Origin of the sequence: Micromonospora sp. NPDC047644 (genome assembly GCF_040704315.1) — a bacterium.
Taxonomy (GTDB): domain Bacteria; phylum Actinomycetota; class Actinomycetes; order Mycobacteriales; family Micromonosporaceae; genus Micromonospora.
The window spans coordinates 143,864-168,538 of the sequence record NZ_JBEYSY010000005.1; the positions used below are offsets into that span (position 1 = coordinate 143,864).

The window sequence follows — 24,675 nt, forward strand, 5'->3', positions numbered from 1 at the left end:
CGTCGGTCTGGCAGGCTGGTGCGGTGACCGTCTACACCCCTCGACGCGCGGCTCGCGTGCTGCTCGTCGACGCGGCCGGCAGGGTCCTGCTGTTCGAGGGCTTCGACCCGGCCCGGCCCGGGCACCGATACTGGTTCACTCCCGGCGGCGGGCTCGACCCGTCGGAGTCGTCGGCGGCGGGCGCGGCCCGGGAGTTGGCCGAGGAGACCGGCCTGCGGCTCGACCCGGCCCAGTTGGGCGACCCGGTCTGGGCCGATGCGACCGAGTTCTCCTTCGACGGCACCTGGTACCGCCAGGAGCAGGATTTCTTCCTCTTCCGGGTGGACTCCTGGCAGGTGGACACCTCCGGCTTCAACGACGTCGAGCGCCGCAGCATCGCCGACCACCGCTGGTGGGTCCCGGACGAGCTGGTGGCCAGCGGCGACCGGTTCTACCCGCCCGAACTGCCCGCCCTGCTGACCCGGCTGGGGCGGTCGACCGCCGTCGGCCAGGGCGGAGCGTCGTGCTGACCCCGCCGCGCACCGTGGTGCGCCGCGAGGCCGGCCTGTACGCCCTGGAGCGGGCGTTGCAGCGGCGTGGCTTCCGGCACGTCGCCGGCGCCGACGAGGCGGGCCGGGGGGCGTGTGCCGGTCCGCTGGTCGCCGCCGCGGCGGTGCTGCCCGAGGGGCGTCGCGGCGAAATCGAGGGGCTGGCCGACTCGAAGCTGCTCACCCCGGCCAGCCGGGAGCGGGTGTACGCGGAGGTGGTGGACCGCGCGCTCGCGTACGCCGTGGTGGTCATCCCGGCCGAGGAGGTCGACGCCCGGGGTCTGCACGTGTGCAACCTGGCCGCGATGCGCCGGGCGCTCGCCTCGCTCACCACCCGCCCCGAGTACGTGCTGACCGACGGGTTCGGCGTGGACGGCCTGGGTGTGCCCGGGTTGGCGGTGTGGAAGGGCGACCGGGTTGCCGCGTGTGTGGCGGCGGCCAGTGTGCTGGCCAAGGTCACCCGGGACCGGCTCATGGTGGAGTTGGACGCGGTGTTCCCGGCGTACGGCTTCGCCGAGCACAAGGGCTACATCACCCCGGAGCACTCGGCGGCGCTGCGGGAGCACGGGCCGTGCCGGGAGCACCGGTTCTCGTACGTCAATGTCGCCGCGGTCTCCGGCCGCGACGGCCGGCCGCCGCGCGCCCGACGGCCCGGCGGCCACGGCCCGGATGAGCCGATGGAGCGCTCGTGGGCGTCAGGGGGTACCGTCGGCGTGGCGTTGGGCGAGCAGCCTCGGCCTCAGACGCCGGTGGGGGAAGATGTGGCCATGGAAGGCGGAGTGCGATGAGCGCGGAAGATCTCGAGAAGTACGAGACCGAGATGGAGCTGCAGCTCTACCGGGAGTACCGCGACATTGTCCGCCAATTCTCCTACGTGGTGGAGACGGAGCGTCGGTTCTACCTGGCCAACCAGGTCGACCTGCACGTGCGCAACTCCGACGGCGAGGTCTACTTCGAGGTCGAGATGCACGACGCCTGGGTCTGGGACATGTACCGTCCTGCCCGCTTCGTGAAGAACGTCCGGGTGATGACCTTCAAGGACGTCAACGTCGAGGAGCTGGAGAAGCCCGACATCTCGCTGCCCGCCGACTCCGGCTTCGGCGGCTGAGCGCACCCGAGCCGCCGGGCCCCGCCACGGGCCCCCCACCCGTGGCGTGACACCCGCCGCCGATCATTCGGTCGGCACCACGACCTCGACCCGCTGCGCCGAGTTGTTGGCGAAGCCGCCACGGTTCCACTGTTGCTCGACCGGCTGGGTCCGCCCGGACGCGTCGGTCGCCCGCGCGCCGAGCACGTACCGGCCGGGGGTGGCGACCCACTCGTGCCGCCAGCGCCGCCAGGCGAAGTCCCCGGCGTCCGCCGGGTCCAGCTCGGCCGGCGCCCAGCTCCGCCCGCCGTCGGTGGTCACCTCCACGGCGACCACCGGGGCGTGCCCCGACCAGGCCCGACCATCCAGCGTGCACGGGCCCTGTCGCAGCACCCGACGACGGGACATGAAGTCGGGGAAGCCGGGCGGACGGACCAGCGCCCGTGGCTCGATCCGGGTGACCGGCACGCCCGGGTCGTCCGCGTCGCGACGTACCCGGTAGGCCACCGCGTTCTGGTACCCCTCGAACGGCTCGGTCCGCAGCTCGATCGAGTGGACCCACTTCACGTGCGCCATTCCGTACCAGCCCGGCACGATCAGCCGCAGCGGCGCGCCATGCTGCGGCAGCAGGGGAGCGCCGTTCATCTCGTACGCCAGCAGCACCTCCTCGCGAAGCGCGTCGGCGACCGGAAGCGCCCGCTGGTAGTCCTGCTCGATCCCGCGCTCCACACCGTGATCGGCGCCGGTGAAGACCACGTCCACCGCGTCCGGGTCGACGCCCGCCTCCCGCAGCAGCGGAGCGAGGGGGGTGCCGGTCCACTCCGCGTTGCCGACCGCCTCGACCAGCCAGGGTTGGCTGACCGGTCGGGGGTGCAGCAGGGCTCGCCCGTTGCCGGCGCACTCCAGGGTCACCTGCCGGGTGACGCGGGGCCGCTCGCGCAGGTCGGCGAGGGTGACGGTCAGCTGACGGTCGACCGCACCGCCGATGGTCAGTGTGTGCGTCTCCGGGTCGAGCGCCGGGATGTCGTAGTGGATCAGCAGGTAGTGCAACCCGGCCGGGGTGACGTCGTAGCGCAGCGCCTCCAACGGGATGCCGTGGTTGCGGGCCGCGAGTTGCAGCTCCTCGGCGCTGATCGTCTCGTCCGGCTCCGCGAGCCGGGACGGGCCGCTCACGTCGGCCACCGTGGGCCCGGTCGGGGACGACGTCCGGTCATCGAGAGTGGTCATGCGGCCTCCCCGGTACAGACGGCGGCACCCCGCCGTACGCGGCCCAGCCTAGGCCCTGCGTGGCGGCGTTGCGCATAGCAGATCATCGAGAGCGTCGGGTGGTCGTCCACAGCGCCGTCGGTTGTCCACAGGTTTGTCGGCTGGGCTGGCGTACACCCGGCCGTGACCGGAGGCTGCCGTTATGCGACAACCATCGGTCCGTTCGATGTGCCGTAGCGTGCTGCTCTGCGCCGCCGTGCCACTGGCGCTGACCGCGCAGCTCTGCGGCTTGGCGGTGCTCGTCGCGGCGGTGCCCGGCCAACCACCGACGCCGACCGTGCCCATCGCGTTCCAGGCGTCCGCGTCCGCGCCCGCTCCCGCTGGGCGGTTCCGCTGGCCGCTCGACGGGCCGCCCCGTCCGGTGCGCCGCTTCGACCCGCCACCTGAGCCATGGCTCCCCGGCCATCGCGGCGTCGACCTGGCGGCTCCCGCCGGCACGGTGGTCCGCAGCGCCGGGCCGGGCACCGTGCTCTTCGCCGGCCTGGTGGCCGGTCGACCGGTGGTCACCGTGGGGCACGCCGACGGGCTGCGGACCACCCACGAGCCGGTCCAACCCGGCGTACGCCCCGGCCAGCCGGTCGCCGCCGGCGCGCCGCTGGGCGACCTGCTGCCCGGCCACCCGGGGTGCCCGGCCGAGGCGTGCCTGCACTGGGGCCTGCGCCGGGGCGAGGAGTATCTCGACCCGCTGGCCCTGCTCGGCCTCGGTCCGGTGCGCCTGCTCCCGGCCGACCCCGTCCCGGTGTCCGCTCCCGGCCGTCCGGTCAGCGCTGGGCGAGCAGTGCCGGCAGCCGCGCGCCAAGCCGTTCGTACTCGTCGGCCGCGTTGTAGACCTGGCCGGTGAGCCGCAGCCACCCCCGGCCGTTCCAGCTCATCACCGCCACCTCGGCGGCGAGCCGCTCACCGATCCGCGCCTGCAACGCCCGCGCCGCGTCGATCGTGGTGCCCGTGCCGGCCGGCAGCGGGATGAGGCGCAGAGCCACCCCCGGCCCGCCGGGGTCGGGCAGGTCGGCGGGGGCCACCCCCAGAGCGTCCCCCACCACCCGCTGGCCGTACGCGGCGAGCGCCGCGTTGTGCGCCCGCACCCGGTCGACGCCGAGGCTGCGCATCGCGAACAGGCCCGCCGGGGCGGCCAGCCAGGGCGTGTAGTCGAGCGTGGCCTGCCACTCGAGCCGGGCCGGGAAACCCGACTCCTGCTCCCACGACACCACCAGCGGCTCGACCCGGTCCCGCCACCGCGGCGCCACCGCCAGCAGGGCGGTCCCACGCGGGGCGTACGCCCACTTGTGCAGGTTGCCCACCCAGAAGTCCGCGCCGATGCCGGCCACCGGGATGGGCAGCATCCCCGGGGCGTGCGCGGCATCCACCAGGACCGGCACACCGTGTTCGCGGGCCGCCCCGACGATGGCGGCGGTCGGAAAGAGCTTCGCGGTGGCCGAGCTGAGCTGGTCGACGACGAGCAGCCGGGTGATCCCGGGGCGCAGGCCGTCGCGGATGCTCTGCACGATCTGCTCGTCGGTGGCGGCCAGCGGGATCGGCAGGACCCGGCTCACCGCGCCGGTGCGGCGGCACTCACGCTGGATCGCCAGGCTCACCGCCCCGTACCCGTGGTCGGTGCTCAGCACCTCGTCGCCGGCCTCGAGACCAATCGACTGGAGCACCACCGCGACGCCGGTGGTGGTGTTGCCCACCAGGGCGCTGCCGTCCGGGTCGGCACCCAGGAACCCGGCGAGGTGCCGGCGGGTGTGCGCGATCCGGTCCACCAGCCCCTGGGTGAAGAAGCGCAGCGGGTTCGCCTCCATCTCGTCGCGCAGCCGCTGCTGGGCGCGCTGCACGGTGATCGGCACCGCGCCGAACGAGCCATGGTTGAGGTGACTGACCGCCGGGTCCAGGGAGAAGAGCAGGCGGGCGCCCGGGATCGGCTCAGGAGGACTCGGGACGCTCACCTGATGATCGTAACCGCCACGCAGGTGCGCCCACGGCCCTCGACCAGGCGGGCGGGCGTGCACTCCGGCCCCCGTGATCAGGCGCGCGGATGCGCCTGCCGGTAGGCGGTCCGCAGCCGCTCGACCGAGACGTGGGTGTAGATCTGCGTGCTCGCCAGCGACGAGTGGCCGAGTACCTCCTGCACGGCGCGCAGGTCCGCGCCACCCTCCAGGAGGTGGGTGGCGGCGGAGTGGCGCAGGCCGTGCGGGCTGGTCCGGGGCAGCCCGGCGGCCTCGGCGTACGCACCGACAACCTGACGGGCGGTCGTCGGGTTGAGCCGACCACCCCGGGCACCCAGCAGCAGCGCGTCGCCGGAACGCGCGCCCACCAGCACCGGGCGGCCCCGGCGCAGCCAGTCGTCCAACGCCCGCTGGGCGGGCACCCCGTACGGCACCGAGCGCTCCCGCCCGCCCTTGCCGAACACCCGGATCACCCGCCGGCCGTGGTCGACGTCCCCGACGTTCAACCCGCAGGCCTCGCTGACCCGTACGCCGGTGGCGTAGAGCAGCTCCAACAGCACCCGGTCCCGCAGCGGTACCGCCTCGGCGGCTTCGCCGGGGCCCGACTCCGTTGGCGGATTCGGGGGAGGCGCCTGCCGGGACGGTGCCTCGACCAGAGCGGCGGCCTGGTCGGCGCGCAGCACGTTGGGCAGCTCCCGGTGCGCGCGAGGGCTGGCCAGCGCGGCACCCACGTCGGCGGGGAGCAGGCCCGCCCGGTGCGCCCAGGCGCTGAAAGCCCGCGCCGACGCGGCCCGCCGGGCCAACGACGTGCGCGCCGCACCCGTGGTGCGCTGCCGCGCCAGCCAACTGCGCAGCACCGACAGGTCCAGCTCGGCGAGGTCGACGCAGCCCATCCGGACGGCGTGGTCGAGCAGCGAGACCACATCGGTGACGTACGCGCGGACGGTGTGCGCCGAGCGGTTACGGACCCGGGACAGGTGTGCGGCGAAGTCGTCGACAGCGTCGCGCAACGCTGGCGGGAGCGCCTGGTGCATGGCCCGGGTGCCCCGGTCCGGTCGGCTCATCGTGGCCGCACCGACGTGCCGGCCGGTTCCTCGGCCCCGGCACCCTCACTGACGGCTGACACGGCACCAGCCTACGGCCGGTCCGCGGCCGGCACCCGGCACGACGCTGCCGGCGTCCACCCCCGACTACCGGCGGTTGTTCCTCTTGCTCAGCACCACGACCAGGCCGACCACGAGCGCGGCGGTCACGACGAGACAGAGGAGCACGCTGATGTGCCACGGCTTGATTGCACCCATGAGCGGGCACGGTACCGGCAGCACCGGCTGGCTGGGGCCCCGAGCGCGAGGGGGTACGGGCATCTGGACGATGACCCAGGCCGGCGGGCTGTGTCGCCCACGCTCAGGTGCGCGGCCGGCCGGATGTCTCCGCTGCCGCCGCTCGCTTGGTTTTGGCGGGTGGGGTGAGGGCGTAGCCGTCATCCCGACGGACCGCGATGGACGACGCCGCCTCAGTACGAGGCTGCTTACGTAGCATGACGATTTACGGAAGCCACGCGCGACGGGTCGGGGAGTGATCACCGCCCCCGGGCCGCTCCGTGTCTCCCGGCGGGCACCGGACGGGCGGAAGGGGCTACTCGTCCTCGTCGGCCAGGCGGGGGCGACGGTGCTCGCGGATGTACTTCTCAACGTCGGCCTTCAACCAGATCGACCCGACGCTCAGAGTCTGGTACGGCTCGGGGAAGGCGGGGTGCTCCCGGATCTGGCGGAATCGCGAGCGGCCAACGCCGAGCATGGCCAAGATCTCGCCTGCTGCGACGAGTTCTCCCGGCCCCCTACCCATGCCAAGGAAAGTAGACCGAGGCGATCGGGCCAGCATGAGCGCGCCTACATAGTCACACTCGTGTGGGCGCGCTAATGTTGACAGGGTGGCAAGCGTTGGGGTGCGATAGGCCGAGGCCCTCGGCTGGTGGTGGCGGGTCACGTGGCAGGCGGGGGTGCCGCCCTCGACTCAACCCCCGGAGGTGGGACGTGGAACCAGATCCCGAACTAGAGCGACTACGCGAGAGGGTGGGGGAGCTGGAAAGCTCGCTCCGACTCGCCCGGCGGCAGTTGTTCGACGCGCGCAGTCGGCTGGCCGCTATCGAGCGGATCACGGATGACCTGGATCGGGCGACCCGGGCCCCCCGGGGTGGTGTTCGGTTCGGTGAACTCGGTGTTGAATAACGAGCGCCCACCGCTGCGTCGGCTGAGTCGGTGGTCGCCGGTCCGATACCGAGGCGTCCAGCGGTGACCCGGCAGCGGCACAGCCCCGTCCGACCCTTCTGGTTCTGCGCAAACTGCGTCCGCCCATGGCCGTGCGACAGGGCTAAGGCCGAACTGGTGGCCGAATACGCCGACGAGCCGAGGTTGCTCGGGGTAGACATGGCTGACTGCTTGACCGAGGCCAACCGCGACCTGGCCGAGCTGTACTGGACCGCACCCGACCCGGTTGAGCACTACAGGCGGTTTCTTGGGTGGATCAAGCAGGCTCTGGCCGCCAGCCGGCCCCGCAACGCCGACCACTTCCGCTGGTTCTGAGGCCAGCTTCGAGCCCGGGGATCTCGACCAGTGTTCATTGCTCGGGTGTGGCGGGCTCCGAACGTCTGAGGAGTCTGTGCCTCTGGCTCCGTGCACAACGACTTGGGAGGGATGTCGTTCAATCGTGTGACCCGCAGCGCCGTCACCAATCTCTCGGCGGCCGGCGTCACCTCCTCGCTGAAACCATGACGACGACCCCGGCCGGCGGGCTGTTTCGCACCCGCTCACGTACCAGGCAGAACGGACGGCTCCGCCGCCGCAGCACGCTTGGGTTTGACGGGTGCGGCGAGGGCGTAGCCGTCGTCGCGACGGACCACCATGGACAGCTCCTCCAACAGCGACAACTTGCGCAACGCGGTCCGTACGTCGACGCCGGCGCGCGCGGAGAGCCGGTCCACGCCCACCGCGCCCCGGCGGGGCAGCGCCTCCAGCAGCGACCGCGCGTCGTCGTCCAACGCGTCGGTGGCCCGCTGCGGTCCACGCGCCAGCGGGGCCAGGTCCGCGCCGATCCGACCCACCTCCTCCAGCACGTGGGCCACCCCGGTCACCAGTCGGACCTTGTCGGGGAACTCGCGCAGGAACTCGTGCGCGCCGACGGACATCGCCGAGGTCACCGGCCCCGGTACCACCATGGCCACCCGATCGGCGTGGACCGCTCGCCGCGCGGTCTGCGTCGCGCCACTGCGCGCCGACGCCTCCACGACGACGGTGCCCCGGGTGCCCGCGGCGATCACCCGGTTGCGGATCAGGAAACGGGGTCGCAGTGGCTCGGCACCGGGCGGCCACTCGCTGACCAGCAGCCCCGTCTCGGCGATCCGGTCGAAGAGCGCGGCGTTGCCCATCGGGTACGGACGGTCGAGCCCACAGGCGAGCACCGCGATGGTCAGACCGCCAGCGGTGAGTGCGCCCCGGTGGGCGGCGGCGTCGATGCCGAACGCGCCACCGGACACCACCGTCCAGTCCCGCTCCGCCAAGCCGTACCCCAGCTCGGTGGCGACGTGCTGTCCGTATCCGGTGGCCGCCCGCGCCCCGACCACGGCCACCGAACGATCCAGAGCCTCGCCGAGCGGCCAGCTCCCGCGCACCCAGAAGCACAGCGGCGGGGCGGTCTCCGCGTCCACCCGGCGGCTGACGTCCGGCAGCCGCAACGCGGCCAGGCTGGCGACCTGGGCCGGCCACTCCTCGTCGTCCGGCGTGATCAGGCGGGCGCCCAGTCGGTCCGCCCGCTCCAGGGCCTCCGCGGCCACTGCCCGCGCGTCGCCGGCCGCCGAGCGTGCCGCGACGGTGGTGTGCAGCCAGCCGTCCGGACTGCCCCCGTCGAGCAGCAGTTCCAGGGTTTCCACCGGGCCGTGCCGTTCGACCAGGTGATGCACAGCGCGCGTGCCCGGCTCCGCCAACCAGGTCAGGGCGACCCGGGCCAGCCGTCGTTCCTCCTCGGCGCTCACGTCGCCTCCCCCGTCCGTAGTTGAAGCGCCTCCCGGACGTCGTCCCGGTCAGGTCGGTCGCGACCGTCGAGATCGGCGATGGTCCAGGCCATCCGGATCACCCGGTCGAAGCCGCGCGCCGACAGCGAGCCGGAGTCGAGCCGGCCCCGCAGCTCCACGGTGACCCGGGCCGGCAGCCGCCACGGCGGGCGGCGCAGGTGCGGCCCTTCCACCTCGGCGTTGAGCCGTCGGCCGAGGTCCGCCCAGCGGCTGGCCGCCGCCTGTCGGGCCGCCGCCACCCGGGCGGCGACCGTCGCCGAGGGCTCGACACCGCCGTCGGTCGCCATCAGCTCGGCCGCCCGCACCGGCATCAGCCGTACCTGGACGTCGATCCGGTCGAGCAGCGGCCCGGAGAGCCTTCCCAGGTAGCGGCGGCGCACCAGCGTCGAACACTCGCAGTGGGCGTCGCCAGCCGGCTTCGCGCACGGACACGGGTTGGCGGCCAGCACCAGCTGGGTCCGGGCCGGATAGACGGTGCCGCCCCCGCTGCGGCTGAGCTGGATGCGGCCGTGCTCCAGCGGCTGGCGCAGCGCCTCCAGCGCACCCTTGCTGAACTCGGGGGCCTCATCCAGAAAGAGCACCCCGCGATGCGCCAGCGACACCGCGCCGGGTCGGGCCAGCCCCGAACCACCGCCGACCAGCGACGGCACGGTCGCGGTGTGGTGCGGCGCCTGGAACGGTGGGCGACGCAGCAGCCGACCACCCGGCGGCAGCAGCCCGGCGACCGAGTGCAGCGCGGTGACCTCCAGCGCCGCGTCGTCGTCCAGCTCGGGCAGGATCGACGGCAGCCGTTCGGCGAGCATCGTCTTGCCGGCGCCCGGTGGGCCGAGCAGTGCCACGTGGTGCCCGCCGGCCGCGGAAACCTCCAGGGCGCGCCGACCCAGCTGCTGCCCGGCGACGTCGGCGAGATCCGGCCCACCGGTCAGCGGCTCCGGGATGTCCGCCGGTGGTTCGATCAGCGGGGTCCCGTCCCGAACGAAGGCGACGAGTCGGTGCAGGTTGTCCACCGCCCGTACCCGTACCCCGGGGATGACGGCGGCCTCGGCGGCGTTGCCGACCGGAACGATCACCCGCGCGACGCCGGCCTGGGCCGCGGCGGCGACCATCGGGAGTACGCCGCGCACCGGCCGGACCGTCCCGTCGAGCCCCAGCTCGCCGAGGACCACCACTCCCTCCAACGGCAGCAGCGGCAACTCACCCGAGCCGCCCAGCAGCGCTGCGGCGATGGCCAGATCGAAGGCCGACCCGAACTTCGGCAACGTGGCGGGCAACAGGTTGAGGGTGATCCGCCGGTTGGGCCAGCGCTGGCCGGAGTTGACCACGGCGGCGCGGACCCGGTCGCGGGCCTCGTGCAGTGCGGTGTCCGGCAGACCGGAGATCACCACTGCCGGCAGACCGGCGGCCAGGTCGGCCTCCACCTCGACGAGGTGTCCGGTCACGCCGACCAGCCCCACGCAGAGCACCTTGGCGTAGCTCACGGCACGTCACCGATCCTCCGGGTACGCATCTCAGAACGCGCCCTTGAGGTGGTCGACCTGCGCCGGGCCGGCGTCGGGCAGCCGCACCGACAGCACGTCGAAGCGGACCTCCTCGGCGGTCGTGCCGGTCTCGGTCAGCCACCGCGCGGCGAGCCCTCGCAGCCGGCGGGCCTTGGCCGGTACGACCGCCTCGGCCGGGGTGCCGAAGCCCTCACCCCGGCGGGTCTTCACCTCGCAGAAGGCGAGCACGGGCCCGTCCCACGCGATTATGTCGATCTCCCCGGCCGGGCAGCGCCAGTTCCGCGCGATGGGGCGCAGCCCCGCCTCGGTCAGGTGCCGGGCCGCACATTGCTCGCCGTACGCGCCAACCGCCTGGTTCCGCTTCGTCATGGCCGGCACGGTGCCCGCCCGAGGGTGGTCGCCGCGACCCGGCGGCAGCCCAGCTGTGGACAACGGGGGTGCTGTGGACAACGCGACGATCATGCCCGCGCTGTGCTAGCGGTGTCTCCTTGATCATGGTGCGGGTCCCGTGGCTCCATTTCGGGGGCACGATTCGTGCCGGCGTCCCGGCCCGGCCGCCGGGTTGAAATGGCGCAGGCGTGGCCGGTCGCATACGGTGCCTGACGTGGACGGACGACGGAGTTTTCCGGAAGATCAGGAGTCGCGCTGGTACCCCGACGAGCGGGGTCGCGGTTACGGCGAGTCGGAGTGGCGCGGCGCGGGCGAACCGCGCTACCGGGACACCGAGATCCCCGAGCAGCGTGGCGCGGAGGACGACCGCTCTGTCACCGACACCGGCGTCGGCCGCCGCCGTGAGCCGGACTCGGGCCGCTTCGGTGCCGTCGACGCGAGCAGCTTCGGTGGTGCGCCGGAGCCGGACTCGGATCGCTTCGGTGCCGTCGATGCGAGCCGCTTCGGCACGCCGGAGTCGGATTCGGGTCGCCTGAGCGCGGTGGACGTGGGCCGCTTCGGTACGCCTGAGTCGGACTCGGGTCGCTTTCGCGCCCTCGACGCCCAGACCGGTCGGTTCGGTGGGGGCGAGGCTGATTCGGGGCGCTTCGGCGCGGTGGACCCGTTGGGTGCCGCCCGGCCGGAGGCGGACGGTTACCGGGCCACCCGGTCGCGGCGGGCGGACCGGGACCCCTCCGAGACCTCCGGAGAGCTGCCCGGTCGCCGGGCCGCCCGAGAGACGACCACGGCGGGATCACCGGTGACCAGCGCGGCGCCGGAGACCACCCGCGACAGCACGTCGACAGTGCCGGCCGGGGTGCTCGCTGACCAGACTCGTCCCGCTCCGCTCGGTGGGTACCCGATCGTCGAGCCGACCCGGGGCGGCGGCGACACGCCGCACCCGCTGGAGATGCCGACCGGCCCGATGCCGGGGATCGGGCCTCGCCCCGACCTGCCCACCGGCGAACCAGCGGTGTACCCGCCGGCCGCCGACGGCGTCTATCGGACCCGTCGACCGGTGCTGGCCGTACTCTTCGCTCTGTTGGTGGTGGTCTTCGAGGTCCCCGCGTTGCGGGTGCTGCTGGCGGGCGTGACCGGCGATCCGGTCGACGCCGGCAACGTGGTGGTGGGTATCGCCCTGGTTGCCGGACTACCGATCTTCGCGACCGGGCTGTACGGGCTACGAACCGGAGGTCTGGCGCTCGCCGACAACGGTCGGGGCTGGCTGCGCCCACCGACGGCCTACCTGACCGTCGGCCTGGTGCTCTTCGTGGCCGCCGCGCTCGCCGCCGGCTGACCTGACCCGGCCGCCGCCCGCTGCTCGCCCGCCGCCCGCAACTCGCACGAGCGAGCAGCGAGCGGCGGGCGGCGGGGTACGCCACACGCACCCCGGGGCGGCTGAACGGGTGAGGGGCGTACACTGGCCAACTGGCGACCGCCTTGTGCGGTCGACCTCGCGCGCCCTCTTCACGAATCGTCGTGGAGCGACGGCCTCCCTGGTCCCGATCTTGATCGGGTCCACCATGGGTCGGCGACCAGGCGCCAGGACGCCCGGCCACCGGCCGGACGTGACAACCAGGGACCTTGAGGAGTACCCCAACCATGGCCGTCGTGACCATGCGTCAGCTGCTGGAGAGCGGTGTCCACTTCGGGCACCAGACCCGGCGCTGGAACCCGAAGATGAAGCGCTTCATCATGACCGAGCGCAACGGCATCTACATCATCGACCTGCGCCAGACCCTCGACTACATCGAGAAGGCGTACGAGTTCGTGCGTGGGACCGTCGCCGAGGGCGGCAGCATCCTGTTCGTCGGCACCAAGAAGCAGGCCCAGGAGGCGATTGCCGAGCAGGCGACCCGGGTCGGCCAGCCGTACGTCAACCACCGCTGGCTCGGTGGCATGCTGACCAACTTCCAGACCGTTTACAAGCGGCTCCAGCGGATGAAGGAGCTGGAGGGCCTGGGTGACCTCAGCGGCACCGCCGCCGGTTACACCAAGAAGGAGACCCTGCAGCTCTCCCGCGAGAAGATCAAGCTGACCCGCACCCTCGGTGGCCTGCGGGACATGCAGAAGCTTCCCGCCGCGGTGTGGATCGTCGACACCAAGAAGGAGCACATCGCCGTCGACGAGGCCCGCAAGCTGGGCATCCCGGTGATCGCGGTGCTGGACACCAACTGTGACCCGGACGAGGTCGACTTCCCGATCCCGGGTAACGACGACGCGATCCGTTCGGCGGAGCTGCTGACCAAGGTCGTCGCCGCTGCCGTCGCGGATGGTCTGATCGCGCGCTCCGGCCGTCGCCGGGGCAACGACGAGAAGCCCGAGGGTGTCGCGAGCGACGAGCCGCTGACCGAGTGGGAGCGCGAGCTGCTGGAGCCGAAGAAGGCCGACGAGGCCGCCCCGGCCGAGCAGCCCGCCGCTGCCGCCACCGAGCAGCCCGCCACCACCCCGGAGCAGCCGGCGCAGGCCACCACCGAGCAGCCGGCGGCCGCCACCGCGGAGTGATCGCACCGTCGCTGCCCCGCCGTCCGTTTTCGCGGACGGCGGGCAGCGGCGGTACGCCGGGCACCATCCGCCCGGATCCGGGTAACCGGCACCTCTGACCATCCACACGCCGTCTCAACACCGAAGAGAGAGCCATGTCCCAAATCACCGCCGCGGACGTCAAGAAGCTCCGCGACCTCACCGGCGCCGGCATGATGGACAGCAAGAAGGCGCTGACCGAGGCCGAGGGCGACTTCGACAAGGCCGTCGAGATCCTGCGCGTCAAGGGCGCCAAGGACGTTGGCAAGCGGGCCGGCCGTACGGCCGCGAACGGCCTGATCGCCCACTCCGGCAAGGCGCTGCTCGAGCTGAACTGCGAGACCGACTTCGTCGCCAAGACCGAGTCGTTCATCGCGCTGGGTCAGCAGCTGGTCGAGCACGGCGAGCGCGCCGGCGTGAACTCCGCCGAGGAGCTGCTCGCCACCGAGCTCGACGGCAAGGTCATCGCGGACCTGATCCAGGAGCAGTCCGCCAAGATCGGCGAGAAGCTGGTGCTGAACCGGTTCGCCCGGGTCGAGGGCACCACCGCCGTCTACCTGCACCGCAAGGCCCAGGACCTGCCTCCGGCCGTCGGCGTGCTGGTGTCGTACACCGGCAAGACCGACGAGGCCGGCGACGCCGACGCCCGTGGTGTGGCCATGCAGATCGCCGCGATGCGGCCGAAGTACCTCACCCGGGACGAGGTTCCGGCCGAGGTCGTCGAGTCCGAGCGGCGCATCGCCGAGCAGACCGCCCGCGAGGAGAACAAGCCCGAGGCGGCCCTGCCGAAGATCATCGAGGGTCGGGTCAACTCCTTCTTCAAGGACTTCGTCCTGATCGAGCAGGCGTCCGTCTCCGACAACAAGAAGTCGGTGAAGCAGCTGCTGGCCGAGGCCGGCATCGAGGTCACCCGCTTCGTGCGGTTCGAGGTCGGCCAGGCCTGAGCCGCCATCGGGCGCCACGCGCGCCCGTGGGCAGAAGACGTCAACGAGGAGGCCGCCGGTGTACGTGACAGGCACCGCGGCCTCCTCGTCACATAGGGTCGGCAGCGGCAGGTTCGCGGTACGCGCCGCACGGGGCGTGCGCGTGGGGAAGGGCGGGGCGGATGACGCAGGTTGTGAGTGACCGGACGCTGGAGCTGGACGATCCGACGGCACCGCCGCCGGGGCGCGCCCGCCGGGTGGTGCTGAAGCTCTCCGGTGAGGTTTTCGGTGGCGGCGCGATCGGCGTCGACCCGGACGTCGTCCAGGCCATCGCCCGGCAGATCGCCACAGTGGTCCGCCGCGGCGTGCAGGTCTCCGTGGTGGTCGGCGGAGGCAACTTCTTCCGCGGCGCGGAGCTGCAGAAGCGTGGGATGGACCGGGCCCGCGCCGACTACATGGGCATGCTCGGCACGGTGATGAACTGCCTCGCGCTCCAGGACTTCCTGGAGAAGGAGGGCATCGAGACCCGGGTGCAGAGCGCCATCACGATGGCCCAGGTCGCCGAGCCGTACATCCCGCTGCGGGCCATCCGGCACCTGGAGAAGGGCCGCGTGGTCATCTTCGGCGCCGGCGCCGGGATGCCGTACTTCTCCACCGACACGGTGGCCGCCCAGCGGGCGCTGGAGATCCGGGCCGACGTGGTGCTGATGAGCAAGAACGGCGTGGACGGCGTCTACACCGCCGACCCGCGGATCGACCCCACCGCCAGTAAGCTCGACTCGATCACCTTCTCCGAGGTGCTGCGCCGCAACCTGCGGGTGGCCGACGCGGCGGCGTTCAGCCTCTGCATGGAGAACGGCCTGCCGATGCTGGTCTTTGGCGCGCAGGGTGACGACACCATCATCCGCGCGGTGGGTGGCGACAAGATCGGCACCCTGATCACCGCCTGAACCCCGCCTACCGGCGACGACGACAGCGGTCTGACGACTTTCAGCAGAGCCCACCACGAGCACAGAAGGAGGCGAGGAGACCGGTGATCGACGACACCCTCCTCGAGGCCGAGGAGAAGATGGAGCGTGCGGTTGAGCACGCCAAGGAGGAGTTCGGCGCCATCCGTACCGGTCGCGCCAACGCCGCCATGTTCTCCAAGGTCATTATCGACTACTACGGCACGCCCACGCCGCTGACGCAGATGGCGTCCATCGCGGTTCCCGAGCCGCGGATGGCGATCATCAAGCCGTACGACAACTCGCAGATCAACGCGATGGAGAAGGCGATCCGCGACTCGGACCTCGGGGTGAACCCGAACAACGAGGGCAACCAGCTGCGCATCCTGCTCCCGCAGATGACCGAGGAACGCCGCCGCGACATGATCAAGGTGGCTCGGCACAAGGGCGAGGAGGCCAAGGTGGCGATCCGCAACGTCCGCCGCCGTGGCAAAGAGGAACTGGACCGGATCGTCAAGGACGGCGAGGCCGGCGAGGACGACGGCCGCCGCGCCGAGAAGGAACTCGACGACCTGACCCAGCGGTACGTGGCCAGCATCGACGACCTGGTGAAGCACAAGGAAACCGAGCTGCTCGAGGTGTGAGCCCTGCTCCGAGGCCCGTTCCCGACGTCGGGAACGGGCCTCGTTCCGTACCTGGGTCAGCAGGGGGTCCAGACGGTCCTGGTGCCCGGCGCGACCTCAGCGGACCACGCCGGCGGGTTGGCGCGGTGCTCGATCGCGCACCGGACGAGCTGTCCGCCGTACCGGATGGGTGTGCGGCGGGCCGGCGGGCCGGCGGCGCCGGGTGACGTCGGTGGGCGTGCCTCGTCCGCCGTGCCGATTCGGCCGGTGCAGTAGGCTCGGCAGGATTCCCGGCCACCGGGTGGTGAACACCGGGGATCGACCGACCGTCGGGGCGGTCAATCGGAGGAACATCGCACGTGTAGGGGATGCTTGTGGTCTTGCGTCATGTGGTGGTTCTCGTGCCGCTTTGCGGTGCGTGATGTCCCACCCCGACCCCTACGGCAGCGAGCCTCGCGGCTGGGACCGCCCGGAGCGCCCGGTGGCGCTGCCCTGGCCGGACCAGGAGCTGGAGGCCGGTCAGTGGAGCCGCCGTCCGGCCGCCGGCCCTGAGCTGTACGCCGACCCGCCCGCCCGGCCGTACGCCGACCCGCGGCCCGCGGACCCGTACGACGAGCGTGGCCGCCCGGTCCGCCCGGACGACCGTTTCGACGACCGGGACCGGCGCGACCGTTTCGACGACCGGGACCGGCACGTGGACGACCGCAACCAGCCCGACCGGTACGACGACCGGGGTCGCGGTGACCGCTACGGTGACCGCGCGCCCGCCGGTGCGGACGGTGCCCCTGCCCGCGGCGGCCTCCCGCCTTTCGGTGAGCCCGGCCGGTACGGCGGCCCGGGACCGTTCGACGGGCCGGTCCGTTCTGACGACGATGCCGATTACCCGACCGCGCAGCTGGCGCCCATCGGGGCGGAGATCGGGCCGGATCCGGAGCCGACCGTCGAGCCGGAGCCGACGACCGGTCGACGGTCGAAGGGGCGACGTCGGGCCAGCCTCGACCGACCGGCCACCCAGCAGGTGGGCACCGGGCGGGCCGGGCGCAACCTGCCCGCGGCGATCGGGGTCGGGCTCGGCCTCGGCGCGTTGATCGTGGTGCCGCTGGCCTTCTATCCGTTGGCCTTCCTGCCGGTGATCGCCGCCGCGGTCGCCGTCGGCACCTGGGAGATGGCCCGCGCGGTACGCCGCAGCGGCGCGCACCCGCCGCTGGTGCCGTTGATCGCCGGCGGCGTGTTGACAGTGGGTCTGGCCTGGTACGCGGGCCCGGACGCGCTCAGCCTGGGGCTGCTGGTCACCGTGCTGGGCACCATGATCTGGCGGTTGGGTGACGGGCCGGCCGGCTTCCAGCGGGATCTCACCGCGGCCACCCTGATCGCCGTCTACGTGCCGTTCCTCGCCGGTTTCGCGGCGTTGCTGGCGGCGGCTCCCGACGATGGGCATCTGCGCATCCTGGCCACGCTGATCGGGGTGGTCCTCTCCGACACCGGTGGGTACGCGGCCGGGGTCTCCTTCGGCAAACACCCGATGGCCCCGTCGATCAGCCCGAAGAAGTCCTGGGAGGGCTTCGCCGGCTCGGTCACCGCGGCGGCCCTGGGCGGAGCGTTGCTGCTGTGGCTGATGTTCGAGGTGGCCCCCTGGTGGGGTGCGCTGTTCGGGGTGGCCGTCTCCTGTGCGGCGGTCCTCGGCGACCTGGCCGAGTCGATGATCAAGCGGGATCTCGGCGTGAAGGACATGAGCAACCTGCTGCCCGGTCACGGCGGTCTGATGGACCGGCTGGACTCGATCCTGTTCGCGGTGCCGACGGCCTACCTGCTGTTGGCGGTCTTCGTGCCGGTGGTGAGCTGAGGTATGAATCACGGCGACCTGGTCATCCGACTCCGGCGGTCGCGGCCCGTCCGACACCTCCGGACCGGCAGCCGCCGCCGACGGCGTGACACACTGGACCAGCCATGACGAGCCTGCCCCTGATCCCCGCCATCTCGGTCGCCCCCGCCGCGCGCCGGGCCTCCATGCCCCCTCAGCACCTCGCTGACCTGGACCTGGCCGGTCGCCAGGAACTGGTCACCAAGCTGGGTGAACCGGCCTTCCGCGCCAAGCAGGTCTCCAACCACTACTTCGGGCGGTTGGTCCGCGACCCGCAGGCGATGACCGATCTGCCCGCGGCGACCCGGGAGCGGCTGGCAGACCAGTTGCTGCCGACGTTGCTCAACCCGGTGCGCGAGCTGGCCTGTGATGACGGCGCGACCCGCAAGGCGCTCTGGCGGCTGCACGACGGTGCGCTGGTGGAGAGCGTGCTGATGGGTTACCCGGACCGGGTGACCGTCTGCATCTCCAGCCAGGCGGGTTGCGGCATGGCCTGTCCGTTCTGCGCGACCGGGCAGGCCGGGCTCACCCGTAACCTGTCGACGGCGGAGATCGTCGACCAGGCGGTCTACATGGCCGGGGTGGCGGCCTCCGGCGTGGTGGCGGGTTCCCCGCCGAGGCTGTCGCGCGTCGTCTTCATGGGCATGGGCGAGCCGCTGGCCAACTACAACCGGGTGATCGCGGCGATCCGTCGGCTGGTCAGCCCGGCTCCGGAGGGGCTCGGTCTGTCCCAGCGGCACATCACCGTTTCCACGGTTGGCCTGGTTCCGGCCATCCACCGACTGGCCAGCGAAGACCTCTCAGTGACCCTTGCGTTGTCGTTGCACGCGCCCGATGATGATCTGCGCGACGAACTCGTGCCGGTAAACCAGCGCTGGAAGGTAGCCGAGGTGCTGGACGCAGCGTGGGACTACGCCGCCCGGACGGGCCGCCGCGTGTCGATCGAGTACGCGATGATCAAGGACATGAACGACCAGCCGTGGCGAGCCGACCTGCTCGGGCGGCTGCTGGCCGGCAAGTTGGCCCACGTGAACCTCATTCCGCTCAATCCGACGCCGGGCAGCCGCTGGGACGCGAGCCCGAAGCCGGTCGAGCGGGAGTTCGTCCGGCGGTTGCGCGACGCCGGGGTGTCCACCACAGTTCGGGACACCCGAGGTCGCGAGATCGACGGCGCGTGTGGCCAGCTTGCCGCTGCCGAAGACAACGACACCAACACCGACCGCGCCGGAGAGGCACCGGCGTGACCGGGCGTGGCGAACGAGACCAGGAGACATAGTGGCGAGTCAGGGTCAGCGTTTCCGGCGCAAGGCGCTCCGCCGGGGATACAAGGTCGACGAGGTGGATGCCTTCCTCGACCGGGTCGAGGCGACGCTCGACGGCCGACAGGTCGGTGCCCCGGTGGCCTCCCAGGAGGTTCATGACGTCGTCTTCCGGGTCCGCTTCAACGGCTACGACGAGTGGCAGGTCGACCTGCACCTGGACCGGGTCGAGCGGCAGCTGGCCGAGCTGGAGGAGCGCAACAACGCCGGGCGCGGCGGCGACCCCCGGATGGGTGACCGGATGGGCCCGCCGGACCGGATGGGTCCGCCGATGCGTGACGACCGGGGCATGGTCCCGCAGCCGATGCCGCCCCGGCCGATGCCCGCGCAGCCCGGCCCGCCCTACGGCCGCTACGACGAGCCGACCGGTGCCTTCGCCGGTGGGTACGACGCCCCCCGCGGCGGTGGTTACGACGCGCCACGTGGTCCGGCCGGCCCGCCGATGGGTCCCGGTGGCCCGATGGGCCCCGGCCCGATGGGTGGCCACGGTATGCCGCAGCGCGGCCTGCCCGCCGGTCCCAGCGCGTACGGCCCCCCGGACGACCAGCGCTCACCCGGTGGCTACGGCCCGGATGATCAGCGCGGCGGGTACGGCCAGGACGACCAGCGCGCGCCCGGCGGTTATCCGCCGCCGCCGGAGGAGCCGCGCTTCGACGGCTTCGAGGCCGGACGGCACGGTCGCGCCGACATGACGGCCGAGATCCGGATGCCGGAGCGGGATCTGCGCGACATGCGCCGTGGTCCGGCCGGTCCGCCTCCGCTGCCGCAGCAGGGCATGGGCGGCCCGCCGATGGCCGGTCCGCCGCCGATGGCCGGTCCTCCTGCGGTGGCCGGTCCGCCGATGGGTGGTCCGCCGATGGCCGGTCCGCCCGGCAGTGACCTGTACCGGGTCGACCAGATCCGTCGCAGCTTCCAGGTGCGCCGGTTCGGCAGCGGGTACGACCCCGACCAGGTGGACCGGTTCTTCGACACCCTGCTCGGTGGCATGCAGCGCCGCAACCCGATGCCGGTCGACCCGAAGGACCTGGACACGCTCCGGTTCGGCCTGGTGCCGGGTGGCTACTTCGAGGCCGAGGTCGACGCCGCGCTGAAGGACGTGCAGGACATTCTCTTCGGGCGCTGACCCCGACGCGACACGGACGAGGGCCCGTCCCCCGGGTGGGGGCGGGCCCTCGGCGTACGTCGGCCGGTCGTCCGGCGGTGGGTCGGGTCAGGAGCGCAGACCGCTGCGCCGCAACACGATGTCGCCGATCACGATGATCAGCAGCAGCGCGGCCAGGCCGATCAGCCAGATGTCCTCGACCCTGCCCTCGTGGTTGCCGCAGATCATCGCCAGCAGCGCCAGTGCGGACAGCACGGCGCCGATCTGCCCGGCCTTGCGGTGCCCGGGCTTGTGCTGGTCTGGCGACGTTACCGGCTCGCTTCCTGCCACTGTCGGTCCTTCCCTCGCGATCGGATCTTTGGTTAGTCTGGCACGCCTCGTACGCGGTGCGGTGGGGTGGGGGTTTCCTGGCCATCGGCCCTGCCCCACCTGGGCTGGAGGGCACTACCGGCGTCGCGGGGCGGCGGTCAGACTCGCTCCGGTAGCGTTTGGCGTACACCTGATTGTCTGTTTGAGGGGGACTGTGCGGTGCGAGTGACCGGAACCGGGCACGCCAGCATGCGGATCGACACGGCCGCGGGCAGCATCCTGTGCGACCCGTGGGTCAACCCGGCCTACTTCGCGTCGTGGTTCCCGTTCCCCGACAATTCACTGCTGGACTGGGAGAGTCTGGGTCAGGTCGACTACCTGTACGTCTCCCACCTGCACCGGGACCACTTCGACGCGCAGCACCTGCGTGACTTCGTCTCGAAGGACGCCACGGTCCTGCTCCCCGAGTTCCCCACCTCGGAGATGGAGGACGAGTTCCGGGCGTTGGGCTTCACCAAGTTCCTGAAGACCCCCAACGAGCAGGTGGTGGAGCTGCCCGGCGGTCTGAAGGTCATGATTCAGGCGTTGACCAGCCCGACCGACGGGCCGATCGGCGACTCGTCGCTCTGGGTCGAGTACGACGGGGTGCGGCTGCTCAACCAGAACGACGCCCGCCCCACCGACCTGAGCCTCTTCGCCGAGCTGGGGCACGTGCACGCGCATCTGCTCCAGTTCTCCGGCGCGATCTGGTATCCGATGGTCTACGAGCTGCCCCAGGCGGCGAAGACCGCGTTCGGCAAGCAGAAGCGCGACCGGCAGTTCGATCGGACCTGGCGCTACATCGACGACCTGAAGGCGTCGCACGTCTTCCCGATCGCCGGCCCGCCGTGCTTCCTCGACGACGAGTTGTGGCAGTTCAACGACATCCACGGCGACGAGGGCAACATCTTCCCCGACCAGTCGGTCTTCCTGAGCGAGTACGCCAAGGTCGGCGGCACCAACGGGATCGTGCTGCTGCCGGGCAGCGTCGCCGAGGTCACCACCGAGGGCGCGAGCACCACCCATCCGGTGCCGGTGCAGGAGTTCTTCGCCAACAAGGTCGCGCACCTGGAGGAGATGCGGGAGCGCAAGCGTCCGATCATCGAGGCGGAGAAGGCGTCCTGGCGGCATCCCGAGGTGGACGTGCTCGGCGAGATGAAGCGTCGGATCGAACCGCTGCTCGACGAGTCGATCTACCTGGCCAAGGGGGTCGGTGGCCCGGTCCGTTTCGACCTGGTCGGCTACGACGGCGAGAGCGTCGAGTCGATCGTGGTGGACTTCCCGGGTAAGGAGGTCCGGCCGTACGCGGACGAGAAGGTCCGCTACCGGTTCCGGATGGAGCGGTCGCTGATCGAGCACCTGCTCTTCATCGACGAGGTGGACTGGGTCAACTCGCTCTTCCTGTCCTGCCGGTTCTCGGCGGCCCGGATCGGCCAGTACAACGAGTTCGTCTACGCCTTCTTCAAGTGCCTGTCCGAGGAGCGTCTCCAGTACGCCGAGGGCTGGTACGACGAGCACGAGCGCAGCACCGACGCCGAGGACATCACGCTGGGCGACTGGGTGGTGCAGCGGCGCTGCCCGCACCTGAAGGCCGACCTGACCCGCTTCGGCATCGTCGACGGTGACCAGCTCACCTGTCAGCTGCACGGCTGGCGCTTCGACCTGCCGTCCGGCCGCTGCCTGACCAGCGTCGGCCACAAGGTGCGAGCCCACCGGGTGGACGCGGAGACCCCCGCCCCGGCCGGCGAAGCGGTGATCTGACCCCCACCCCACCCGCGATCTTGCACTTTCGGACCCAGCAAAGTGGGGCAATCACCCCATAGCGGCGACAAAAAGTGCAAGATCGCGGGTGGGGTGACCGCGCGGCGACCGGGCTTGGGGGTGTGAGTGGCGGGGGCGGACGCGCGGGAGAGCGAGTACCGGTACGGGCGCGGCCGGGAGAAGGCCCGGGACGCCGCTCGGGTGGAGACGTTCAGCGACGGGGTCTTCGGGGTCGTGCTGACGGTGATGGCCGTCGAGCTGCTCCAGACCGGCCCGGCCAGGGAGAGCGGGCGAGAGCTTCCGGACGCCCTGGCCCACGCCTGGCCGTCCTACCTGGCGTACGTGATCACCTTCGCGATCGCCGGGCAGGTGTGGCTCGCCCACCACAACCTGTGGCGGTACGTGGCCCGGGTGGACCAGATGCTGCTGGTCTTCAACCTGCTCGTGTTGCTCTTCATCGCCACGATCCCGTTCACCGCCGACCTGCTGTCGGACAACCTGCGGGGCAGCCCGACCGAGCAGCGGCTGACCGCCGCCCTCTACGTCGGCACCGTGCTCGGTGAGGCGATCTTCGTGAACCTGACCTGGTGGTGGGCTCGTCGGCGCGGACTGCTCCACCCCGACCTGGATCCCCGGCTGGCCAGGGCCGTCGCGCGGCGGATAGTGCTGAAGCCCCTGTTCTACCTGGTCGCGTTCGCCATCGTCTTCGTCAACCCCATCCTCAGCCTGTGCGCGTACCTGCTGCTGGTCGGCTTCTACCTGATCGGGGGGCCGGGTGACCTCCGGCCCTCCGCCCGCGCCAGCACACTGCCGGTCAGCGGCCGAGGTCGGTGAGGATGCGGCGGGCGGCGTTGTGGCCGGCCGCGCCGATGACGCTGCCGGCCGGGTGGCAGCCGGCGCTGCCGGCGTACACACCGTCGACGCCGGTGGCGTACGGCATCCGATCGGTGAACGAGACGGTGTTGTCGACGTGGTGGATGTGGCCGCCGGTGATGCCGAAGTGCTCCTCGATGCCGGGCGGCGGCAACGGCACCGCGTCGGCGATCAGCTCGCCGGTGCCGGGGGCGTACCGCTCGACGATTCCGAGCAGCCGGTCGACGTAGCCGGGCAGCTCCGCGTCCCAGGTGGTGCCGGCCAACTCGTAGGGGACGGACTGGACGAACAGCGCCGATGAGTGGTGCCCGGCGGCGTCGGAGAGCGACGGGTCGACAGTGGTGTGCAGGTACCACTCGATGGTGGGCTCCGCCGGCAGCAACCCGGCCTGCACGTCCGCCCACATCGCGCGCAGCGCGGTCATCGGTGAGGTCTGCGCCCCGCCGACCAGCGACGCCGACCCGGGCAGCAGGTGGATCGTCGAGCCGAACGGGCTCGGCGTGCCGTCCGGCAGGCAGGAGAACCGCGGCAGCCCGGTGAGCGCCAGGTTGAGCTTGAGGGTGGTGCCGGGCCGGCGGACCGCCGCCATCCGTTCGCCGAGCCGCGCCGGGAGCGCACCGTCGGGCAACAGCTCCATCATCCGGTACGGGTCACACGCGCCGAGCACCACCCGGGCGGCGACCTCCCGACCGTCGGCCAGCACCACTCCGCTCGCCGCGCCGCCGTCCAGGGTCACCGCGTGCACCGGCGTACCGGTCAGGATCGTTGCTCCGGCGGCGCGCGCGGCCTCGGCGAAGGTCCTGGAGACGGTGCCCATCCCACCCTCGGCGATCATCCAGGTGCCGCCGGAGCCGGGCAGCCGGCACATGTTGTGCACGAGGAAGTTGTGGCCGGTGCCGGGGTCGTCCGGGCCGGCGTTGAGCCCGGACAGACCGTCGGTGACCGCGTACATGCTGACCAGCAGCTCCGAGCGGAACTCGAACCGGGCCAGGTAGTCGGCGACCGAGCCCTGCACGAGGTCGACGAAGACCTGGCGCAGCGCCGGACGGACGTGCCGCTCGGCGGTCTCCTGGACGCTCAGCGGCTCGGCCAACCAGGCCGGGGCGAGGTCTTCCCGCAGCGCGGCCAGCTCGGCCTGCATGGCGTCGTCGGCGGCCATGTCGGCGGGGGAGAAGAACTCGGCGAGCTGCGCCCGGGTGGCGGCGGTGTCACTGCCGAAGAGCAGGTACGGCGAGCCGAGGCCACCCGGGGTGGGAAGGAAGTAGTGGGGGTCGCGGCGCAGCACCGGGATCCGTACGTCGAGCGTGGCGAGCAGTTCCGGGGGCATCAGCCCGAGCAGGTACGACCCGGTGGAGTGGCGCAGCCCCGGCACCTTCGGGAACGGGTTCTCGGTGCGGGTCGCGCCGCCGATCACGTCGGCTGCCTCCAACACGAGGACGTCCAGGCCGGCGCGGGCCAGCAGGACAGCGGAGACCAGACCATTGTGCCCGGCACCGATGATCACGACGTCGGCGCGGGCTGGAATCTCACTGCTCATACCACCGCACCCTAGCCCCACCACACCCCAACCCCACCCAC

General features: G+C 72.1%; 24 protein-coding genes. 15 read left to right on the forward strand and 9 right to left on the reverse strand.

Going from position 1 to position 24,675, the window contains the following annotated elements; translation table 11 throughout:
- The first annotated feature begins 23 nt into the window (after positions 1-23).
- The 3 genes from AB0877_RS10190 to AB0877_RS10200 are packed head-to-tail and all read left to right on the forward strand — an operon-like array spanning position 24 to position 1,635.
- Entirely contained in the window at positions 24-509 is a 486-nt protein-coding gene (locus AB0877_RS10190) for an NUDIX domain-containing protein (RefSeq protein ID WP_366608255.1), read from the forward strand.
- Positions 503-1,315: a ribonuclease HII gene (locus AB0877_RS10195; protein ID WP_366608256.1), complete on the forward strand. Its 813-nt coding sequence runs from the start codon at positions 503-505 to the stop codon at positions 1,313-1,315. Before AB0877_RS10190 ends, AB0877_RS10195 begins: the two co-directional genes overlap by 7 nt.
- Positions 1,312-1,635: a DUF2469 domain-containing protein gene (locus AB0877_RS10200; RefSeq protein WP_007075222.1), complete on the forward strand. Its 324-nt coding sequence runs from the start codon at positions 1,312-1,314 to the stop codon at positions 1,633-1,635. Before AB0877_RS10195 ends, AB0877_RS10200 begins: the two co-directional genes overlap by 4 nt.
- A gap of 63 nt (positions 1,636-1,698) precedes the next feature.
- On the opposite strand, the gene AB0877_RS10205 is transcribed toward AB0877_RS10200, so the two are convergent.
- On the reverse strand, positions 1,699-2,841 hold the full coding sequence (locus tag AB0877_RS10205) for a sulfite oxidase (RefSeq protein ID WP_366608257.1): 1,143 nt from the start codon (positions 2,839-2,841) through the stop codon (positions 1,699-1,701).
- A gap of 181 nt (positions 2,842-3,022) precedes the next feature.
- Between AB0877_RS10205 and AB0877_RS10210 the strand changes: the two genes are divergently transcribed.
- Positions 3,023-3,721: a M23 family metallopeptidase gene (locus AB0877_RS10210; protein WP_366608258.1), complete on the forward strand. Its 699-nt coding sequence runs from the start codon at positions 3,023-3,025 to the stop codon at positions 3,719-3,721.
- On the opposite strand, the gene AB0877_RS10215 is transcribed toward AB0877_RS10210, so the two are convergent.
- The 3 genes from AB0877_RS10215 to AB0877_RS10225 form a co-directional block, all read right to left on the reverse strand.
- Positions 3,642-4,823, reverse strand: a complete 1,182-nt coding sequence (locus AB0877_RS10215) for an aminotransferase class V-fold PLP-dependent enzyme (RefSeq protein WP_366608259.1) — start codon at positions 4,821-4,823, stop codon at positions 3,642-3,644. The genes AB0877_RS10210 and AB0877_RS10215 overlap by 80 nt on opposite strands.
- Before the next feature lie 77 nt (positions 4,824-4,900).
- The gene (locus AB0877_RS10220; RefSeq protein ID WP_366608260.1) at positions 4,901-5,887 is read right to left on the reverse strand and encodes a tyrosine recombinase XerC; all 987 of its coding nucleotides are present in this window, start codon (positions 5,885-5,887) and stop codon (positions 4,901-4,903) included.
- Positions 5,888-6,458: 571 nt separating this feature from the next.
- Entirely contained in the window at positions 6,459-6,668 is a 210-nt protein-coding gene (locus AB0877_RS10225) for a hypothetical protein (RefSeq protein WP_366608261.1), read from the reverse strand.
- Between the two features lie 581 nt (positions 6,669-7,249).
- Between AB0877_RS10225 and AB0877_RS10230 the strand changes: the two genes are divergently transcribed.
- Complete coding sequence (locus AB0877_RS10230; RefSeq protein ID WP_366608262.1) at positions 7,250-7,405, forward strand: hypothetical protein; 156 nt, start codon at positions 7,250-7,252, stop codon at positions 7,403-7,405.
- A 224-nt stretch (positions 7,406-7,629) separates the two neighbouring features.
- On the opposite strand, the gene dprA is transcribed toward AB0877_RS10230, so the two are convergent.
- From dprA to AB0877_RS10245, 3 genes are read right to left on the reverse strand one after another with little or no spacing between them, the layout of a single operon-like run.
- Positions 7,630-8,850, reverse strand: a complete 1,221-nt coding sequence (gene dprA / locus AB0877_RS10235; RefSeq protein ID WP_366608263.1) for a DNA-processing protein DprA — start codon at positions 8,848-8,850, stop codon at positions 7,630-7,632.
- Positions 8,847-10,367, reverse strand: a complete 1,521-nt coding sequence (locus AB0877_RS10240; RefSeq protein WP_366608264.1) for a YifB family Mg chelatase-like AAA ATPase — start codon at positions 10,365-10,367, stop codon at positions 8,847-8,849. Before AB0877_RS10240 ends, dprA begins: the two co-directional genes overlap by 4 nt.
- Positions 10,368-10,397: 30 nt before the next feature.
- On the reverse strand, positions 10,398-10,757 hold the full coding sequence (locus AB0877_RS10245; protein WP_355005226.1) for a YraN family protein: 360 nt from the start codon (positions 10,755-10,757) through the stop codon (positions 10,398-10,400).
- 235 nt (positions 10,758-10,992) lie between these two features.
- Between AB0877_RS10245 and AB0877_RS10250 the strand changes: the two genes are divergently transcribed.
- The 8 genes from AB0877_RS10250 to AB0877_RS10285 all read left to right on the forward strand — a co-directional run bounded on the left by AB0877_RS10250 (position 10,993) and on the right by AB0877_RS10285 (position 20,136).
- On the forward strand, positions 10,993-12,114 hold the full coding sequence (locus AB0877_RS10250) for a hypothetical protein (RefSeq protein ID WP_366608265.1): 1,122 nt from the start codon (positions 10,993-10,995) through the stop codon (positions 12,112-12,114).
- 305 nt (positions 12,115-12,419) lie between these two features.
- A complete protein-coding gene (gene rpsB, locus AB0877_RS10255) occupies positions 12,420-13,322 on the forward strand; it encodes a 30S ribosomal protein S2 (RefSeq protein WP_366608266.1) in 903 nt (300 codons plus the stop codon).
- A gap of 134 nt (positions 13,323-13,456) precedes the next feature.
- Positions 13,457-14,284, forward strand: a complete 828-nt coding sequence (gene tsf / locus AB0877_RS10260; RefSeq protein ID WP_366608267.1) for a translation elongation factor Ts — start codon at positions 13,457-13,459, stop codon at positions 14,282-14,284.
- 161 nt (positions 14,285-14,445) lie between these two features.
- Positions 14,446-15,213 (forward strand): UMP kinase, encoded by a 768-nt coding sequence (gene pyrH / locus AB0877_RS10265; RefSeq protein ID WP_030335195.1) that lies wholly within the window; start codon positions 14,446-14,448, stop codon positions 15,211-15,213.
- An 83-nt stretch (positions 15,214-15,296) separates the two neighbouring features.
- Positions 15,297-15,854: a ribosome recycling factor gene (gene frr, locus AB0877_RS10270; RefSeq protein ID WP_088946658.1), complete on the forward strand. Its 558-nt coding sequence runs from the start codon at positions 15,297-15,299 to the stop codon at positions 15,852-15,854.
- Between the two features lie 400 nt (positions 15,855-16,254).
- The gene (locus AB0877_RS10275; RefSeq protein ID WP_366608268.1) at positions 16,255-17,676 is read left to right on the forward strand and encodes a phosphatidate cytidylyltransferase; all 1,422 of its coding nucleotides are present in this window, start codon (positions 16,255-16,257) and stop codon (positions 17,674-17,676) included.
- Positions 17,677-17,780: 104 nt separating this feature from the next.
- Positions 17,781-18,938, forward strand: a complete 1,158-nt coding sequence (rlmN, locus tag AB0877_RS10280; protein WP_366608269.1) for a 23S rRNA (adenine(2503)-C(2))-methyltransferase RlmN — start codon at positions 17,781-17,783, stop codon at positions 18,936-18,938.
- Between the two features lie 31 nt (positions 18,939-18,969).
- Complete coding sequence (locus AB0877_RS10285; RefSeq protein WP_366608270.1) at positions 18,970-20,136, forward strand: DivIVA domain-containing protein; 1,167 nt, start codon at positions 18,970-18,972, stop codon at positions 20,134-20,136.
- Positions 20,137-20,223: 87 nt separating this feature from the next.
- Here AB0877_RS10285 and AB0877_RS10290 read toward each other — a convergent pair whose 3' ends face one another.
- A complete protein-coding gene (locus tag AB0877_RS10290) occupies positions 20,224-20,445 on the reverse strand; it encodes a DUF2631 domain-containing protein (RefSeq protein ID WP_036412111.1) in 222 nt (73 codons plus the stop codon).
- 198 nt (positions 20,446-20,643) lie between these two features.
- Here AB0877_RS10290 and AB0877_RS10295 point away from each other — a divergent pair, with 198 nt between their 5' ends.
- Both AB0877_RS10295 and AB0877_RS10300 read left to right on the forward strand, forming a co-directional pair.
- On the forward strand, positions 20,644-22,224 hold the full coding sequence (locus AB0877_RS10295; RefSeq protein WP_366608271.1) for a Rieske 2Fe-2S domain-containing protein: 1,581 nt from the start codon (positions 20,644-20,646) through the stop codon (positions 22,222-22,224).
- A 126-nt stretch (positions 22,225-22,350) separates the two neighbouring features.
- Positions 22,351-23,058, forward strand: coding sequence for a TMEM175 family protein (locus tag AB0877_RS10300; RefSeq protein ID WP_366608272.1), 708 nt, complete (start codon positions 22,351-22,353; stop codon positions 23,056-23,058).
- Here AB0877_RS10300 and AB0877_RS10305 read toward each other — a convergent pair.
- A complete protein-coding gene (locus tag AB0877_RS10305) occupies positions 23,039-24,634 on the reverse strand; it encodes an NAD(P)/FAD-dependent oxidoreductase (protein ID WP_366608273.1) in 1,596 nt (531 codons plus the stop codon). The genes AB0877_RS10300 and AB0877_RS10305 overlap by 20 nt on opposite strands.
- Positions 24,635-24,675: the final 41 nt, after the last annotated feature.